Annotated in this window: 16 protein-coding genes, 1 pseudogene and 2 riboswitches; of the genes and pseudogenes, 10 read left to right on the top strand and 7 right to left on the bottom strand. The window is 64.6% G+C overall.

All coding sequences use genetic code 11. The features are described from left to right. The first annotated feature begins 27 nt into the window (after positions 1-27). The 5 genes from CSV86_RS09635 to CSV86_RS09650 are packed head-to-tail and all read left to right on the top strand — an operon-like array spanning position 28 to position 1,831. Positions 28-546 (top strand): DUF2786 domain-containing protein, encoded by a 519-nt coding sequence (locus CSV86_RS09635; RefSeq protein WP_240160474.1) that lies wholly within the window; start codon positions 28-30, stop codon positions 544-546. Continuing rightward, positions 441-671 carry a hypothetical protein gene (locus tag CSV86_RS31850; RefSeq protein ID WP_240160502.1) on the top strand — a complete coding sequence of 77 codons (231 nt, stop codon included), beginning with the start codon at positions 441-443 and terminating at the stop codon, positions 669-671. The genes CSV86_RS09635 and CSV86_RS31850 overlap by 106 nt, the downstream gene beginning before the upstream one ends. A 1-nt stretch (position 672) precedes the next feature. Beyond that, a complete protein-coding gene (locus CSV86_RS09640) occupies positions 673-1,029 on the top strand; it encodes a hypothetical protein (protein ID WP_009405478.1) in 357 nt (118 codons plus the stop codon). Beyond that, positions 1,026-1,475: a gp16 family protein gene (locus CSV86_RS09645; RefSeq protein ID WP_009405476.1), complete on the top strand. Its 450-nt coding sequence runs from the start codon at positions 1,026-1,028 to the stop codon at positions 1,473-1,475. Before CSV86_RS09640 ends, CSV86_RS09645 begins: the two co-directional genes overlap by 4 nt. Beyond that, the gene (locus tag CSV86_RS09650) at positions 1,472-1,831 is read left to right on the top strand and encodes a Mor transcription activator family protein (protein ID WP_009405474.1); all 360 of its coding nucleotides are present in this window, start codon (positions 1,472-1,474) and stop codon (positions 1,829-1,831) included. Before CSV86_RS09645 ends, CSV86_RS09650 begins: the two co-directional genes overlap by 4 nt. A gap of 160 nt (positions 1,832-1,991) precedes the next feature. Here the strand turns inward: CSV86_RS09650 and CSV86_RS09655 are convergent, their stop codons facing one another. The 5 genes and pseudogenes from CSV86_RS09655 to CSV86_RS09675 form a co-directional block, all read right to left on the bottom strand. Then, entirely contained in the window at positions 1,992-2,237 is a 246-nt protein-coding gene (locus CSV86_RS09655) for a DUF1272 domain-containing protein (RefSeq protein WP_009405472.1), read from the bottom strand. Positions 2,238-2,305: 68 nt separating this feature from the next. After that, positions 2,306-3,051: pseudogene (cobM, locus tag CSV86_RS09660) on the bottom strand (precorrin-4 C(11)-methyltransferase). Between the two features lie 29 nt (positions 3,052-3,080). Beyond that, a complete protein-coding gene (locus CSV86_RS09665; RefSeq protein ID WP_009405468.1) occupies positions 3,081-3,506 on the bottom strand; it encodes a cobalamin biosynthesis protein in 426 nt (141 codons plus the stop codon). Further along, positions 3,506-4,201 carry a CbtA family protein gene (locus CSV86_RS09670; protein WP_009405467.1) on the bottom strand — a complete coding sequence of 232 codons (696 nt, stop codon included), beginning with the start codon at positions 4,199-4,201 and terminating at the stop codon, positions 3,506-3,508. Before CSV86_RS09670 ends, CSV86_RS09665 begins: the two co-directional genes overlap by 1 nt. 9 nt (positions 4,202-4,210) lie before the next feature. Further along, positions 4,211-4,399: a CbtB domain-containing protein gene (locus tag CSV86_RS09675; protein WP_009405465.1), complete on the bottom strand. Its 189-nt coding sequence runs from the start codon at positions 4,397-4,399 to the stop codon at positions 4,211-4,213. A gap of 97 nt (positions 4,400-4,496) precedes the next feature. Continuing rightward, positions 4,497-4,715, bottom strand: a riboswitch (cobalamin riboswitch). 56 nt (positions 4,716-4,771) lie between these two features. After that, positions 4,772-4,972, top strand: a riboswitch (cobalamin riboswitch). Positions 4,973-5,066: 94 nt separating this feature from the next. Between CSV86_RS09675 and cobW the strand changes: the two genes are divergently transcribed. Genes cobW through CSV86_RS09695 form a run of 4 tightly spaced genes read left to right on the top strand, consistent with a single transcriptional unit; the run spans position 5,067 to position 11,561 of the window. Then, positions 5,067-6,137 (top strand): cobalamin biosynthesis protein CobW, encoded by a 1,071-nt coding sequence (gene cobW / locus CSV86_RS09680; RefSeq protein WP_009405463.1) that lies wholly within the window; start codon positions 5,067-5,069, stop codon positions 6,135-6,137. 3 nt (positions 6,138-6,140) lie between these two features. Continuing rightward, complete coding sequence (gene cobN / locus CSV86_RS09685; protein WP_009405461.1) at positions 6,141-9,902, top strand: cobaltochelatase subunit CobN; 3,762 nt, start codon at positions 6,141-6,143, stop codon at positions 9,900-9,902. Between the two features lies 1 nt (position 9,903). Further along, positions 9,904-10,902: a magnesium chelatase ATPase subunit I gene (locus CSV86_RS09690; RefSeq protein WP_009405459.1), complete on the top strand. Its 999-nt coding sequence runs from the start codon at positions 9,904-9,906 to the stop codon at positions 10,900-10,902. Positions 10,903-10,946: 44 nt separating this feature from the next. Next, on the top strand, positions 10,947-11,561 hold the full coding sequence (locus CSV86_RS09695) for a vWA domain-containing protein (RefSeq protein WP_009405456.1): 615 nt from the start codon (positions 10,947-10,949) through the stop codon (positions 11,559-11,561). A gap of 89 nt (positions 11,562-11,650) precedes the next feature. On the opposite strand, the gene CSV86_RS09700 is transcribed toward CSV86_RS09695, so the two are convergent. After that, entirely contained in the window at positions 11,651-11,917 is a 267-nt protein-coding gene (locus CSV86_RS09700; protein WP_009405454.1) for a hypothetical protein, read from the bottom strand. Positions 11,918-12,240: 323 nt separating this feature from the next. Between CSV86_RS09700 and CSV86_RS09705 the strand changes: the two genes are divergently transcribed. Beyond that, complete coding sequence (locus CSV86_RS09705; RefSeq protein WP_009405452.1) at positions 12,241-13,566, top strand: sigma-54 dependent transcriptional regulator; 1,326 nt, start codon at positions 12,241-12,243, stop codon at positions 13,564-13,566. A gap of 77 nt (positions 13,567-13,643) precedes the next feature. Here the strand turns inward: CSV86_RS09705 and fapF are convergent, their stop codons facing one another. Beyond that, on the bottom strand, positions 13,644-14,921 hold the full coding sequence (gene fapF, locus CSV86_RS09710) for a fibril amyloid transporter FapF (protein ID WP_009405450.1): 1,278 nt from the start codon (positions 14,919-14,921) through the stop codon (positions 13,644-13,646). Positions 14,922-14,970: the final 49 nt, after the last annotated feature.

A 14,970-nucleotide genomic window follows, 5' to 3' on the forward strand; every position in this document is an offset into this window, starting at 1 on the left:
CTCGACAAGATCAAGAAGTGTCTGGAAATGGCCAAGGGCAAGGGTTCTAACCCGAACGAAGCAGAGATCGCCCTGCGCCAGGCCCACAAGCTGATGGAGGCTTACAACCTAGAGATGGGTGACGTGCTGGCAAGCATGGCTGGAGAGGTAAAGGTTGCAGCAGGGTCAGAGGGTGAGCCCCCGGCGTGGCGTGTGCGACTGGCCCGAGTCTGCGCTGAAGCCTTCGGTTCGACCTTCATCATCAACGCGCCCTGGTTCGAAGAAGCCTCATTTATCTACATCGGGTGCGGCGCATCGCCAGAGCTGGCTTGCTATGCGTACCAGGTGCTGGAGCGCCAGTTGCAGAAAGCGCGGCGGGACTACCTTGCAACGCAGAAACGTTGCAAACGCTCCACCAAGGTTGCGCGGGGGACGCATTCGCTCACGGCTGGATCGACGCGGTGCAGGCCAAGGTCGAGCAGTTCGCGGGCGTCGAAGACAACATTGTCGAAGCGATACAGGCCTACATGGACAAGAAGTACCCGGATCTCGCCCCGGCCAAGATGAAGCGCCGCAAGCTCAAGGCGCGCGACGAAGTGGCGGGTGACGCCGGGTACAAGGCTGGCCGTTCGGCTCAACTGCATCACGCGGTTGGCCACCAACCCGTCGCGCGATTGACCCAGGGGGTGTGATATGTCGCAAGCCAACCCCTTTATTCCACCAGGCCGGGAGTATGGTGCGGTTGATACTGAAAACCGCTTGCGCGCCTTGGAAGGTTTCGATCTGGTGCAGTGCCGCGCCGCGCTTGCTGTTCCGCATCTGCAAAAGACGGTCGAGAAGAAACTGCTCAGCCGCATTCGTCAGTTGGAGAAGCTTTCAGCTACAGAGTATCCCTGCGGCATCACGGTGAAATTGAAGTATCACAGCGATGATGAATGCATCGGGTGGGCTCACCGTGGCGACAATGGTGCATTACTGAGCGCCTACAGTCGTACGCCTCTTGATCCAGATGCCTGGATTATCGTGAGCGAACAGGAGGGCAGCCTGTGAGTACAGTTCAGTCCAATGCCAACCGTCTGCGTCTGATCAAGACGATCCATGTTGCTCGCCGCGAACTCCAGATGGATGACGACACTTATCGGCTCATGCTGTCGGGAATGCCTGCGCTGGAAGGCTGCACATCCACAGCAGACCTGAGCGTTCCAAAGCTGATGCAGGTTTTGGAACAGCTCAAACTGAAGGGCTTCAAGGTTCGTCCAACCGCTGGCAGCAAGCGACCAAGGGCGAAGGACGGCCAGTCTAGGAAGATCCGCTCGCTGTGGCTGTCACTACGGGATGCCGGTGCGCTTCGCGATCCGTCAGAGGAATCCCTGGTGAAGTTCGTCAAAGGCGTTACGGGTGTGGCTGCGCTGCAATGGCTGACCGCTGCCCAGGCCAGCCTGGTCATCGAGCAACTCAAACAGTGGCTGCAACGGGCTCAACAGGAGGCGGTATGAAAGAGTCGAGCACTGCCGGCGACTTGCTCCAGGCGCTCGCCGACCACGTCACGAAATCAGCGAAGGAGACACTGCACGTCAGCGATGAGGTTGCCGAGGCTCACGGCGTAGAGGTCGCGATGCAGATGGCGGCAGTCTGGGGCGGGCAGCAACTGTACATCCCGAAGGGCATCCATCTGCAAGCGTCCAAGCTGCATCAGCAGATCTTCGATGAATGGACCGGACGCAACCATCGCGAGATCGCAATGAAGCACGGCATCTCGCTGGCGTTTGTCTACAAGGTCGTAAAGCGCATGCGGCTGGCCGTGATCGCTCGCAACCAGGGCGATCTCTTCCACGCCAATCTGGAGGAATGAGGACCGGGGCAGCAATGCCCCAACCCTTGCATCCTGTGCAACACTATTGCAGCCACCGTCCCACCTTGGCCCATCCCTTACCGGACTGTCCCGGATTTATCTCGTCCACTCCCTAGGGTTTATCTCAGTCTCAAACACCATCAGCAACGCCTTAAAAGCTTCAGTGTGCAGGACACCCCTCGGCCTTCACCGTCCGCACCGTCGTCGCCGGATTCTTCACCAGCTTCTCGCCGACCCGCGCCGGTCGCGGCTGCAATTCACCGCCACAGTTCGGGCATTTGCCCTTCAATTGGTCGCCCGCACAGCTACGGCAGTAAGTGCATTCGAACGAACAGATCATCGCGTCGCGACTGTCGCCTGGCAGTGGCGTGGCGCAACATTCGCAGCAAGGACGAAGTTCCAGCATCGGGGCAATCCTTTCTCGGGTGGTGGTTGCCGTAGAGTGCAGGTCCGCCAACGGCAGTGCAAGGGGCCTCAGGGCCGGTACAGATGGGCATGCCCGGCGCGGTACAGCGCCGATTCGCTGAAACTGTCGCTGGCCAGAACACGACCCACCAGGATCAGCGCGGTACGCCGGAAGCCCTTGGCCGCCGTCAGTGCGACGATATCGTCCAGCGTCCCCAGCACCCAGTCCTGGTCCGGCCACGTCGCGCGGTGGACCACGGCGATCGGGCAGTCGCCGCCGTAATGCGGGCGCAGTTCCTCGACGATCTTCGGCAGATGGCGCACCCCCAGGTGAATCGCCATCGTCGTCTTGTGGCTGGCCAGGCTGGCCAGGGCTTCGCCCTCGGGCATCGGCGAGGAATCGGCGAAGCGGGTGAGGATCACGCTCTGGGCGATGTCCGGCAGGGTCAGTTCGCAGCCGAGCAGGGCGGCGCTGGCCGCCGTGGCCGTGACCCCGGGATGATCTCGTAGGGAATCCCCAGCTCGCGCAAGTGGCGGATCTGCTCGCCGATGGCGCCATACAGGCTGGGGTCGCCGCTGTGCACCCGGGCGATATCCTGGCCCTTGGCATGGGCGGCAGCGATCGCCTCGATGATCTGTTGCAGGTGCAGTTCGGCACTGTTGATCAGGGTTTCGGCGTTATGCCCGTCGAGCACGGCGGCGGGTACCAGCGAGCCGGCATAGATGATCACCGGGCACTGACGGATCAGGCGCTGGCCCTTGACGGTGATCAGCTCCGGATCGCCAGGGCCGGCGCCGATGAAATAGACGGTCATGGGAAGTCTCTGGAAAACGGAATGACGGATTATCCGCCAGAAGCAGGGAGCCAGGCCAATGCCAGGGTCATATCGTCGCGCACGATGCGTTCGACGCGCAGCGCGGCCAGCCCGCCGCCCAGTTGTTCGGCCAGGGCCAGGGCGCTGCTTTCCGCCACGCCGTAACAGCCGCTGTGCTGAAAGGCAATGGCCGAACGATGGCTAAGGCGCGGGGTAAAGGCAGCGAGTTGCACGGCACTGAAGAAGTGCAGGGGTAGGCCGAGATCGGCAGCCAGTTGCAGCAGGCCGGGTTCCTGGCGCTTGAGATCGATGCTGGCAAGACCGACCAGCGCGGCGAAAGGCAGGTTGCGCGACTGCATGACATCGCGCAGCAATCCGGCCAGTTCGCTGGCCGGAGCGCCACGCCGGCAACCCAGCCCGGCATACAGCGGCGCTACGCCGGGCGGGACGGCCATCAGGCGGACTGCCGCCGGTACAGCCAGGCGCTGATCAGGCCCAGGGCCAGCCAGAAACCGGCATTGGTCAGCAACGAAGCGACAATGAACTGCGATTCCAGGGCTTCCGGCGCCAGGCTTTCATGCACTTCCGGCTGCGGCGCGCCGATCACGTGGGGAATCGCCAGCAGAATCAGGCCGGCGATTTTCAGCACCCAGTTGCCGGCAAACACCATCAGTGCCAGGCCGACAGCGGTGGCAGCGGCGGTGCCAACCCACCAGAACTGGCGCTGGGCCAGGTCTGCGGCCGCAGTGCCGGGCAGTTCCGGTGGCAGGCCGAGGTTAGGCGCCAGGCAGAACACAGCGAACCCGCCCAGGCCCCAAAGCGCGCCGGCACCGATGCTGCGTGGACTGCGCAGGGTGTACATGCCCGCCAGCAACAAGGCGAAGCCTACCGCGACCACCAGGTTGCCGCCGGTGGTGGACAGCACGCGCTGCCAGCCATCTTCCGGCGACCAGGCTTCGGCGTCGTGGTGATGGCTTTCGCCAGCGGCGGCGTCGGCATGCTCGTGCTCATGGGCGGCAGCCGGCGCGGAGCCCTCGTAGGTTTCCGCCTGGAGAATCAACGGCGCGACCCAGAAGCTTTGCAGCACGGTCAGCAGCAAAGCCGCGAGCAGCCCGGTAAAGCCCGCGGTACGGGCAATGCGAGTGAACATGGTGCGACCTCAGTGGCAAGGGAAGGCGGCGCTGTGGCGGGTATCGTGGGCGGCGTTGTGCACCGCTTCGATATGCGAGAAGCCGGCGAAATAGACCAGGCACAGGCCCAGTACCGAGGCGCTGACAGCAGCGATGACACGTTGGCTGAGGGTGGTGGAGGTACTGCTGGCGTGACTGGCGGTGGTGGTGACGGGCATGGCGCTTTCCTTTTGCAGTTGTCGTGGCAACAGGCAAGCGCGAAGAACTCCGGGGCATGGAAGTCCAGGAGTGCAACGTCGCCCGCCCACCGCGGGTTTGGTCAAATCGGTCGTGGGCCGGTCTCCGGGCTTTCAAGGGGCCATGGGCCTGGGCGTCTCCTTCCCATGCCGGACTGCTGGCACAGTGGATCAGACGTTTTCCTCGATTACCGTTGCGGGGGCAGCACCGGACTTGCCACGGTCTTGAAGACCATGGCGCACCGGTTTCCCGTTTCACCTTTTGCAATAAAAAGGCACCCAAACGAATCGCGTTAGGAAATCACGCGCGTTGACATCCGTCAATACAGCGGTTGACCGGCCTCCGGGCACTGCGTAGCCTTGCCGGTTCGAGGTTCTCCGACACGGGTCGGAGCTAAGACGGGAACGCGGTGCCGATGCCGCGGCTGCCCCCGCAACTGTAGGCGTTGAGCCCACCGACCATTGCCACTGCCGGTTATATAAGGCGGGAAGGCGTCGATGGCGTCCCGAGGACACAATGCAAGCCAGGAGACCTGCCTCGACCAGATTCCACATTAACCGGGCGGGGTGATCCGGTGGCGAACGCGTCCAGACCGCACGGTGCCTGGCCTCCGTCCCCATGCCCGCCATGCTGCCAAGGGCATCCGACATGAAAACACTGGCCAAACTTCCCGTTACCATCGTCACCGGCTTCCTCGGCTCGGGTAAAACCACCTTGCTGCGCCATATGCTCGACAACGCCAACGGCCGCCGCATCGCGGTGATCGTCAACGAGTTCGGCGAGCTGGGCATCGATGGCGAAATCCTCAAGCAGTGCAGCATCGGCTGCACCGAGGAAGAGGCCAATGGCCGCGTCTACGAGTTGGCCAACGGCTGCCTGTGCTGCACGGTGCAGGAAGAGTTCTTCCCGGTGATGCGCGAGCTGGTAGCGCGACGTGGCGACCTGGACCAGATCCTCATCGAAACCAGCGGCCTGGCCTTGCCCAAACCGCTGGTCCAGGCGTTCCAGTGGCCGGAAATCCGCAACGCCTGCACCGTCGATGCGGTGATCACCGTGGTCGACAGCCCAGCCGTGGCCGCCGGCACCTTCGCCGCCTTCCCCGACCAGGTCGATGCCCAGCGCAAGCTTGACCCGAACCTGGACCACGAATCGCCACTGCACGAGCTGTTCGCCGACCAACTGGCCAGCGCCGACCTGGTGATCCTCAACAAGTGCGACCAGATCGCCCCTGAAGCCCTGGCCGCCGTGCGCGCCGAGGTCGAGGAAGAGCTGCCGCCAGCGGTCAAGGTGGTCGAAGCGAGCAAGGGCGTGCTGCCGCTGGAAGTGCTGCTGGGCCTGGGTGCCGAGTCCGAGGCCCATATCGACGGCCGCCGCACCCACCATGATTCGCACCATGACGGCGACGATGACCACGACGATCACGACCACGACGCCTTCGACTCTATCTCCCTCGACCTGCCGGAAGCCGACGAAAGCCTGCTGCTCGACGCCTTGACCCAACTGGTCAGCGAGACCGGCATCCTGCGCGTCAAGGGCTTCGCGGCGATTCCGGGCAAGCCGATGCGCCTGCTGATCCAGGGCGTGGGCAGCCGTTTCGACAAGCATTTCGACCGCGCCTGGCGCAGCGACGAGGCACGCATCACCCGCCTGGTGCTGATTGGCCAGGACCTCGATGCCTCGGCCCTCGAAGCGCGGCTGCGCGCGGCCCTGGGCGCCTGAGCCATGCACCTGCTGCGGACCCAGCCCGGCGGCTTCGTGCCGGACGACAGCATTGCCGACCTCGGCCAGACCCCGGCCGAACTGGTGATTCTCTGCAGCGGTGATTCGCACCTGGCGTTGCTGGCGGAAGCCGCCCGCGAGCTGCCGGAGGATTACCCCAGCCTGCGCCTGGCCAACCCCATGCAGGTACAGAACCACGCGTCGGTCGACCTGTACGTCGACCAGGTGTTGCGCCACGCCAGGGTGATCCTGGTGTCGCTGCACGGCGGCATCGGCTATTGGCGCTATGGCGTCGAGCAGCTTGTCGAGCTGGCGACCCGTGGCGTGAAGCTCATCCTGGTCCCGGGCGACGATCGCCCGGACCCGGAGCTGAGCAGCCTGGGCAACGTCGCAGCCGAGCAGGCCGAGCGCCTCTGGCACTTCCTGCGCCAGGGCGGCAAGGCCAATGCCCGGAACCTGTTCAACTGCCTCGCCAGTTCCTGGCTGGGGCGCGATTACCCCTGGGACGAACCACGGCAACTGCCGCGTACCAGCCTGTATCACCCGCGTCATGCCGAGGCCGGAATGGCCCACTGGCGCGCCGATTGGCACGCCGGGCGACCCGTTGTGCCGATCCTGTTCTACCGCTCCCATCTGCAAGCGGCCAATACCGGCTTTATCGATGTGTTCTGCCAGCGGCTGGAAGGCGCCGGGCTGAATCCGCTGCCGATCGCCGTGGCCAGCCTGAAGGAGGCTGGCTGCCTGGCCCAGGTCGAAGACTGGCTGGACGAAACCGATGCGGCGTTGATCATCAACACCACCGGTTTCGCCCAGTCGAGCCCGGAGCAGCCGCACCTGCGCCCGTTCCGCCGGGATATCCCGGTGCTGCAGGCGATCTGCGCCCAGGACAACGAACCCGGCTGGCAGGCCAGCGAGCAAGGCCTCGGCGCCCGCGACCTGGCCATGCACATCGCCTTGCCGGAACTGGACGGACGCATCATCACCCGGCCGATCAGCTTCAAGGACCTGGCCTGGCGCAGCGAGCGCAGCCAGTCCGATGTGGTCTGCTACCGGCCGCAGCCCGAGCGCATGGACTTCGTTGCGGAGCTTGCGCAGCGCTGGTGCGAGCTGGCGCGCCTGCCCAACCGGCAGAAGCGCGTGGCCCTGGTACTGGCCAACTACCCGACCCGGGATGGCCGCATCGGCAACGGTGTCGGCCTGGATACCCCGGCAGCGGCGCTGAATATCCTGCGTGCCCTGAAACAGCAGGATTACCCGGTGGGCGAGCTGCCGGACAGCGGCACCCGGCTGATCCACGACCTGCTCGGTGGCGTCAGCAACGACCTCGACAGCCTCGACCAGCGCCCGTGCATGCAAAGCATGGCCCTGGATGACTACCTGGCGGCCTTCGCGCAGTTGCCCGAGGCCAACCAGCGGGCGGTGCGCGAGCGCTGGGGCGAACCCTCGGCGGACCCGATGTTCCGTGGCGGGCGGATGATGATTGCCGGGCTGCGCCTGGGCCTGACCTTTGTCGGCATCCAGCCGGCGCGGGGTTATCAACTCGACCAGAGTGCGGTCTATCACGATCCCGACCTGGTCCCGCCCCATGGCTACCTGGCCTTCTATTTCTGGCTGCGCCATGGCTTTGCCGCCGATGCGCTGATCCATGTCGGCAAGCACGGCAACCTGGAGTGGCTGCCGGGCAAGGGCGTCGGGTTGTCGGCGCGGTGCTGGCCGGATGCGCTGATCGGGCCGCTGCCGAATATCTATCCGTTCATCGTCAACGATCCGGGTGAGGGCGCCCAGGCCAAGCGTCGCACCCAGGCGGTGATCATCGATCATTTGATGCCGCCCCTGACCCGTGCCGAGACCTACGGGCCGTTGCGCAACCTGGAGCGCCTGGCCGACGAATACTACGAGGCGCAGTTGCTGGACCCGCGGCGTGCCGTGGAGTTGCAGAAGGAGATCCTGCAACTGGTGCGCGACAACCATATCGACCGCGAGCTGCAACTGGACGGCGCGCTGGACGATGCGGCGGTGTGGCTGCCGCGCCTGGACACCTACCTGTGCGACCTCAAGGAATCGCAGATCCGCGACGGCCTGCATGTGTTCGGCGAGTCGCCTACGGGCCGGCTGCGCATCGATACCCTGGCGGCACTGCTGCGGGTAGCCCGTGGCGACGGTCGCGGAGCTAATGCCAGCCTGCCGCGGGCGCTGGCCCGCGCCCTGGCGCTGGGCTTCGATCCGCTGGACTGCGAGCTGGGGGAACCCTGGCACGGGCCGCGACCACATTGGCTGGCGAACCTCGACGACACGCCGTGGCGCACGGCGGGGGATACCCGCGAGCGTCTGGAAATGCTTTCGGCACGCTTGATCGAGCAGACCCTTGCAGGCGAACTGGCGGTGCCGGACGACGCGCAGTGGACCGATGTGCGCGCGGTGCTGGAGGCGCTGGCCGAGCGTGTTGCGCCGCAACTGGACGCCTGCGGCGAGGCGGAAATGCACGGCGTACTGTCGGCCCTCGAAGGGCGTTTCGTCCCCGCTGGCCCCAGCGGTGCGCCGAGCCGCGGACGCCTCGATGTGCTGCCCACCGGGCGCAACTTCTATACCGTCGATGTGCGCAACCTGCCCACGGCCACCGCCTGGCGCCTGGGCTTCACTTCGGCCAGCCTGATTCTCGAACGTCATTTGCAGGATCACGGCGACCACCTGCGCCAGCTCGGCCTGTCGGTCTGGGGCACGGCGACCATGCGCACCGGCGGTGATGATATCGCCCAGGCCATGGCCCTGATGGGCGTGCGCCCGGTATGGGCGGCGGGCAGTCACCGGGTCGACGATTTCGAGATCCTGCCGCTGAGCCTGCTGGACCGCCCTCGGGTGGACGTGACCCTGCGCGTCTCCGGCTTCTTCCGCGATGCCTTCGGCAACCTCATCAAGCTGTTCGACGCAGCGGTACAGGCCGTGGCGGCGCTGGACGAGCCGGACGACATGAACCCCCTGGCGGCCCGGGTGCGCAGCGAGCACGCCGAACTGCTCGCCAGCGGTCTGGACGCAGAGCAGGCGCGGCGCCAGGCCGGCTGGCGGGTGTTCGGCGCCAAGCCCGGCGCCTACGGAGCGGGGGTGCAGAACGCCATCGACGGACGCCTCTGGCACAGCCGCGAGGACCTCGCCGAGGTCTACCTCAATCACGGTGGCTATGCCTACGGTGGCGCCGATGACGGTACCGAGGCACGGGCGCCTTTCGCCCGGCGCCTGAGCCAGGTGCAGGCCGTGGTGCAGAACCAGGATAACCATGAGCACGACCTGCTCGATTCCAACGACTACTACCAGTTCCAGGGCGGCATGCTCGCTGCGGTGGAAAGCCTCGGCGGGCAAGGCGTCGCCAGCTATCACGGCGATCACAGCCAGCCGGAGCGCCCGCGCATCCGCACCCTCAAGGAAGAACTGAACCGGGTGATCCGTGCCCGCGCGCTCAATCCCAAGTGGATCGACGGGGTCAAGCGCCATGGCTACAAAGGTGCCTTCGAACTGGCGGCGACGGTGGACAACCTGTTCGCCTTCGATGCCACCACCCACCTGATCGACGATCACCATTACCAGGCGCTGGCCGATGCCTATGTGCTCGACCCGGCGACCCGCGAATTCATCCAGCAGCATAATCCCGAAGCCTTGCGCGATATCACCGAGCGCCTGGTCGAGGCCCAGCAGCGTGGCCTCTGGCAGGACCCGGGGGCTTATCGCGAGGCGCTTGAACAACAGCTGCTGGATGGCGAGGAAGAGGCTTGAAATGACTGAACCCGTGCATTTTCCCCTGACTGCGGTGGTCGGCGCCGAGGACCTGAAACTGGCCCTGTGCCTGACCGCCATCGACCCGAAGATCGGTGGCGTGCTGATCGAGGGACCGCGCGGCATGGCCAAGAGCACCCTGGCTCGCGGCCTGGCCGACCTGCTTGGCGAGGGTCCGTTCGTGACCTTGCCGCTGGGCGCCAGCGAAGAGCGCCTGGTCGGCACCCTGGACCTGGATGCCGCGCTGGGCCAGGGCCGCGTGCAGTTTTCCCCGGGTGTACTGGCCAAGGCCGACGGCGGCGTGTTGTATGTCGACGAGGTCAACCTGCTGCCCGACCATCTGGTGGACCTGTTGCTGGATGTCGCGGCCAGCGGCACCAACCGCATCGAGCGCGATGGCCTGTCCCACCGGCACAGCGCACGTTTCGTGCTGATCGGCACGATGAACCCGGAAGAAGGCGAGTTGCGCCCACAATTGCTCGATCGCTTCGGCCTCAATGTGGCGCTGCACGGGCAACCCGTGCCCGATGCAAGGCGGCAGATCCTGCGTCGGCGCCTGGCGTTCGATGGCGACCCTGCGGGCTTCGTTGCTCAATGGGCGCCGGCCCAGGCGGCGCTGCGCCAGCGCTGCCAGGACGCCCGCCAGCGCCTGGCAAGCATCGAACTGGATGATCGTTCGCTGGCGCTGATCACCGAGCGTTGCTTCGCGGCAGGGGTGGACGGCCTGCGTGCCGACCTGGTCTGGTGGCGTGCGGCTCGGGCCCATGCTGCCTGGCGTGGCGGCGAGCGAATCGAGGACGCGGATATCGAGGCGGTGGCCGAGTTCGCCTTGCGCCACCGTCGCCAGCAATCGCCCGCCGACGCTCAGCCACCGGCACCGCAGGCTGGCCAGCCGCAGCAGAGCCAGGCAACGCTAGCCGGGCAATGGGGTGAAATGCCGGCGCAGCCGGTCGCGACAGGGCCACGGCGCGAGGTGCCGGCCTGGCCAAAAAAGCCCTGAGCATCCGCGCCCGCGCCAGCGTGGATGCCAGGCCCAGGGCCGGCATGCTCGAGAAGGGCGCGCGCGGTCGTGGGCGTAGCGCGGGGCAGGGCAAGGTGGACTGGCCGGCGACCTTGCTCAAGGGGCGTCCAGGCAAGCGCGGCGACCTGCGCTGGACGCAGCGCCATGCTGCCAGCCCGGAACTCTGGCTGGTGATCGTCGACGCCTCGGCCTCGACCCGGCGCTATCAAGCCCTGAGCAAGGCCAAGGGCGTCCTGGCGAATTTTTTCGACCAGGCGTATCGGGCCCGGGCACGATTGGCGCTGCTGACGGCCAGCGGCAGCACGCCACGCTGGCAACGCCACGGCCTGAAAGCCTCGGCGGCGTTGCAGCCATGGTTGGCGGATCTGGGGGCGGGTGGCGGGACGCCGTTGCTGGCGGCGCTGGAGCAAGCGCGGCAGTGGTTGTCGCATCGGCAACGGCAGTTTCCGGCGGAAGCGCAACGCTGCCTGGTACTGACCGACGGACGGCTGGCCCTCGACCAACCACTTCAAGCGTTGCCGTGCAGCACGTTATTGCTCGATATGGAAAGTGCGCCCATTCGTCTTGGGCGGGCCCGTCAGCTGGCGGAAAGTTTGCAGGCAGAATACCGGCATATCGATGAGCTGGCAGTTGGCTAACTGCGGTGATGTGTCGCAGCGACAATAAGGTACAACTTCGCGACAAGAAAAAAGTGCACCCTGGAGTGCACTTTTTTCATTCGGGAAAGTTACTTCGGCATGGTCCAGGGTTGCAGGTCGTAACCCTTCTGGCGCAGTTCGGCGCGCACTTCCTCGATCAGGTGAGCCCACTGTGCCGGGTCGGAGTAGGTGCTGCTCGATACCTGCTTGCTGCCGATCCGGGTGCTGGTCCGGTCAATCACGGCAAGGCTTAGCTCACCGGTACCGTTTGGCGCATCCCAGGCAACGCACTGGAAGGGTTCGAAGGCATGGTCGGCAATCAGCAGTGCTTCGTTGACACGCAGCGGAGCGTTCATGGGTTCGGTCTCTCTGTGGTCCCAAACATCGAAAGAAAGTTGCCGGGCGTGATTCGCGGCGGCAGGTTACTTGTACTGATGTCCGAAGTAACGGGGTAAGTCACACCTGTCGGGAAAATTTTTTATTCCCTCTTCGGCCATTCGCTTTTTCCTGGCGCTTGTGACGGCGAATTGCGAAGAATGTTCCATGAAGGAAATGTAATGCGATTTTTCAACGGACAGACGGTAGTGGGGATCCCGACGTTCGTTGCTACTGTTACAAGCGGGTTTGCCAAGATGCTGTTTCCATTCGTTTTTCCAAAAATTGACGTCAAGGAAAGATCATGCTCGAGCCTGCCCCGCACCGTCGTTTGCTGGTGGTCGATCCCTGTGACGATTGTCATCGTTTATTGCCCGGGCTGCGTGGCATTGGCTGGGAAGTCCACAGCTGTACCCTGGCCACGGCCCTGGAGCATCCATGCGATGTCGGCTTGTTGCGCTTGCAGGCCAGGCACGTGCAGCATCCCGACGCAGTCAAGGACCTGATCAGCCGCAGCGGCGCCGAGTGGATCGCGGTGCTCAGCCCCCAGGAGTTGCGGGCGCAGAAGGTCGGGGATTTCGTCTGCGAATGGTTCTTCGATTTCCATACCTTGCCGTTCGATGTCTCCCGGGTCCAGGTGACCCTCGGTCGTGCCTTCGGCATGGGGCGCTTGCGCGGCAAGGGTGCGGTGCGCATCGATGAGGCGCAGCATGAACTACTGGGCGACAGCCGGCCCATTCGCGAACTGCGCAAGCTGCTGACCAAGCTGGCGCCGACCGAATCGCCGGTGCTGATCCGCGGGGAAAGCGGTACCGGCAAGGAATTGGTGGCGCGCACCCTGCATCGCGAGTCGCAGCGCCACGACAAGCCCTTCGTGGCGATCAACTGCGGCGCCATCCCCGAGCACCTGATCCAGTCAGAGCTGTTCGGCCATGAAAAGGGCGCCTTCACCGGCGCGCACCAGCGCAAGGTCGGACGCATCGAGGCGGCCCATGGCGGCACGCTGTTCCTCGACGAAATCGGTGACCTGCCGCTTGAGTTGCAGGCCAACCTGCTGCGCTTTCTTCAGGAAAAACACATCGAACGGGTCGGCGGCAGCCAGCCCGTTGCGGTGGATGTGCGCGTCCTGGCGGCGACCCATGTGGACCTGGAGAGCGCCATCGCCAACGGGCGTTTCCGCGAAGACCTGTATTACCGCCTGAATGTCCTGCAGGTGGTCACCGCGCCCTTGCGTGACCGGCATGGCGACCTGTCGATGCTGGCCAGCCACTTCTCCCGTTTCTACAGCCAGGAAACCGGGCGGCGCCCCCGTACCTTCAGCGAGAACGCCTTGAGCGCGATGGGCAAGCATGACTGGCCGGGCAATGTGCGCGAGCTGGCCAACCGTGTGCGGCGCGGGCTGGTGCTGGCGGAGGGACGGCAGATCGAACCACAGGACCTGGGGCTGCATGAGCAGCGCAACCTGGTGGTGCCGATGGGCACGCTGGAAGACTACAAGCACCAGGCCGAGCGCCAGGCGTTGTGCGATGTGCTGGACCGCCACAGTGACAACCTGAGTGTCGCGGCCAAGGTACTGGGCGTGTCGCGGCCGACGTTCTACCGGTTGCTGCACAAGCATCAGATACGCTGAGGGTTTTCGTAGCTACGCGCTCAGCTCCTACAGGTTCACCACTGCTTTTTAGAGCAGTGGTGCCTGAGGTTGTGCGCTTAGAAGTAATACGGGAATTTCAGGCTGAAGGTGAAGTCCGGGGCGTCGTCGGTGAGTCCGATGGACAGGTTGGGTACGATGGTCAGCTTGTCGGTGGCGGCCAGGGTCATGCCGACGTTGAAGTAGCCGGCATTGGCGTCGCTGCCGACCACGGTGCTCCAGTCCTCGCCGTCGGCCTTGACCTTGGAGCGGCGCTGGATCAGGTCGGTGACCGAGAACGACATACTCATTTTCTCGTTAAGGGCGAAAGCGACGCCCGCACCGATCTGGAAGCTGTCACCCAGCTTGACTTTCCCCGGCACCTTCTGGTTTTCCGTGGAACTGATATCGCCGAACGACTCTTCCATGTTGTAGGTATACGACAGGCTGCCGAACAGTACTGCCGGGTCGTAGGTCTTGACCAGCGAGATGCCCGGGGTAATGGACCAGACGCCGTTGCCGGTGGGCAGGCTTTCCGGGTAGCTCAGGCTGTCGTTGCCGGGCGATTGGCGAAACTTGATCCCATAGGGCTCCTTGCCGGTGGGAGCCTTGACCCGCAGCGACACCACTGCATCCGGAGCATATTCCGACTCGTCCATGAACTTGTAGGCGATACCGAAGTTGACGTCGCCGATGGTCGGGTCGCGGGTGACGGTTTCGTCCGACAGGGCCGCACCCGAACCGCCGGCACCGCCGGACTGGAAGGTGGATTCGCGGTACACCACGGGCACGTTGATGTCGAACTGCCAACGCTGGTCGAAGTTGTAGCGTCCGGTCAGATCAAGTGTCCAGGTGTCGGACTTGATGCGGTCGAGGTTGATATTGCCGAGGAAAATCGAGTCCAGCGCCAGGAAACCGTTGAGCAGCAGTTGCTTGGTGTCGTAGCGCGCGTAAGTGATGCCGGTCTCGAAGCTGAACTTGCCGCCACCGAAGAAGCCGCTGGCCTCGTCGTAAAGGTTGGATACGCTTTGCGCCGGTTCCGAATCATCCTTAAGCGATTCGCCGTAAGAGCTGCCGGCGGCGGCGACCGCTTGCCCGGAACCCTGGGGTTGTGCCGGTTTCGACGCCGGCGAACGCACCAGGCGCTTCGGGGGAGGGGCCGCCGGCTGGTCCTCGACCTGGCGAACGCGCTGTTCGAGTACCATCAGCGCCTGCTGCTGTTGCTCGTAACGTTGCTTGAGGGCCTGCAACTCCTGTTTCAGCGCCTCTACCTGGGGATCCTGCGCCGCGTAGATCAGCGACGAAGGGACGAGCGTGCTCAGACAAACAACTGCATTGAATGACAACGAGCGGTGCATAGGTCAGCCATCCTTTCCAACTGCGCAATAAGTTGCAACAGAGCGTAGA

This window comes from Pseudomonas bharatica CSV86 (assembly GCF_000319305.2).
Classification (GTDB): Bacteria; Pseudomonadota; Gammaproteobacteria; order Pseudomonadales; family Pseudomonadaceae; genus Aquipseudomonas; species Aquipseudomonas bharatica.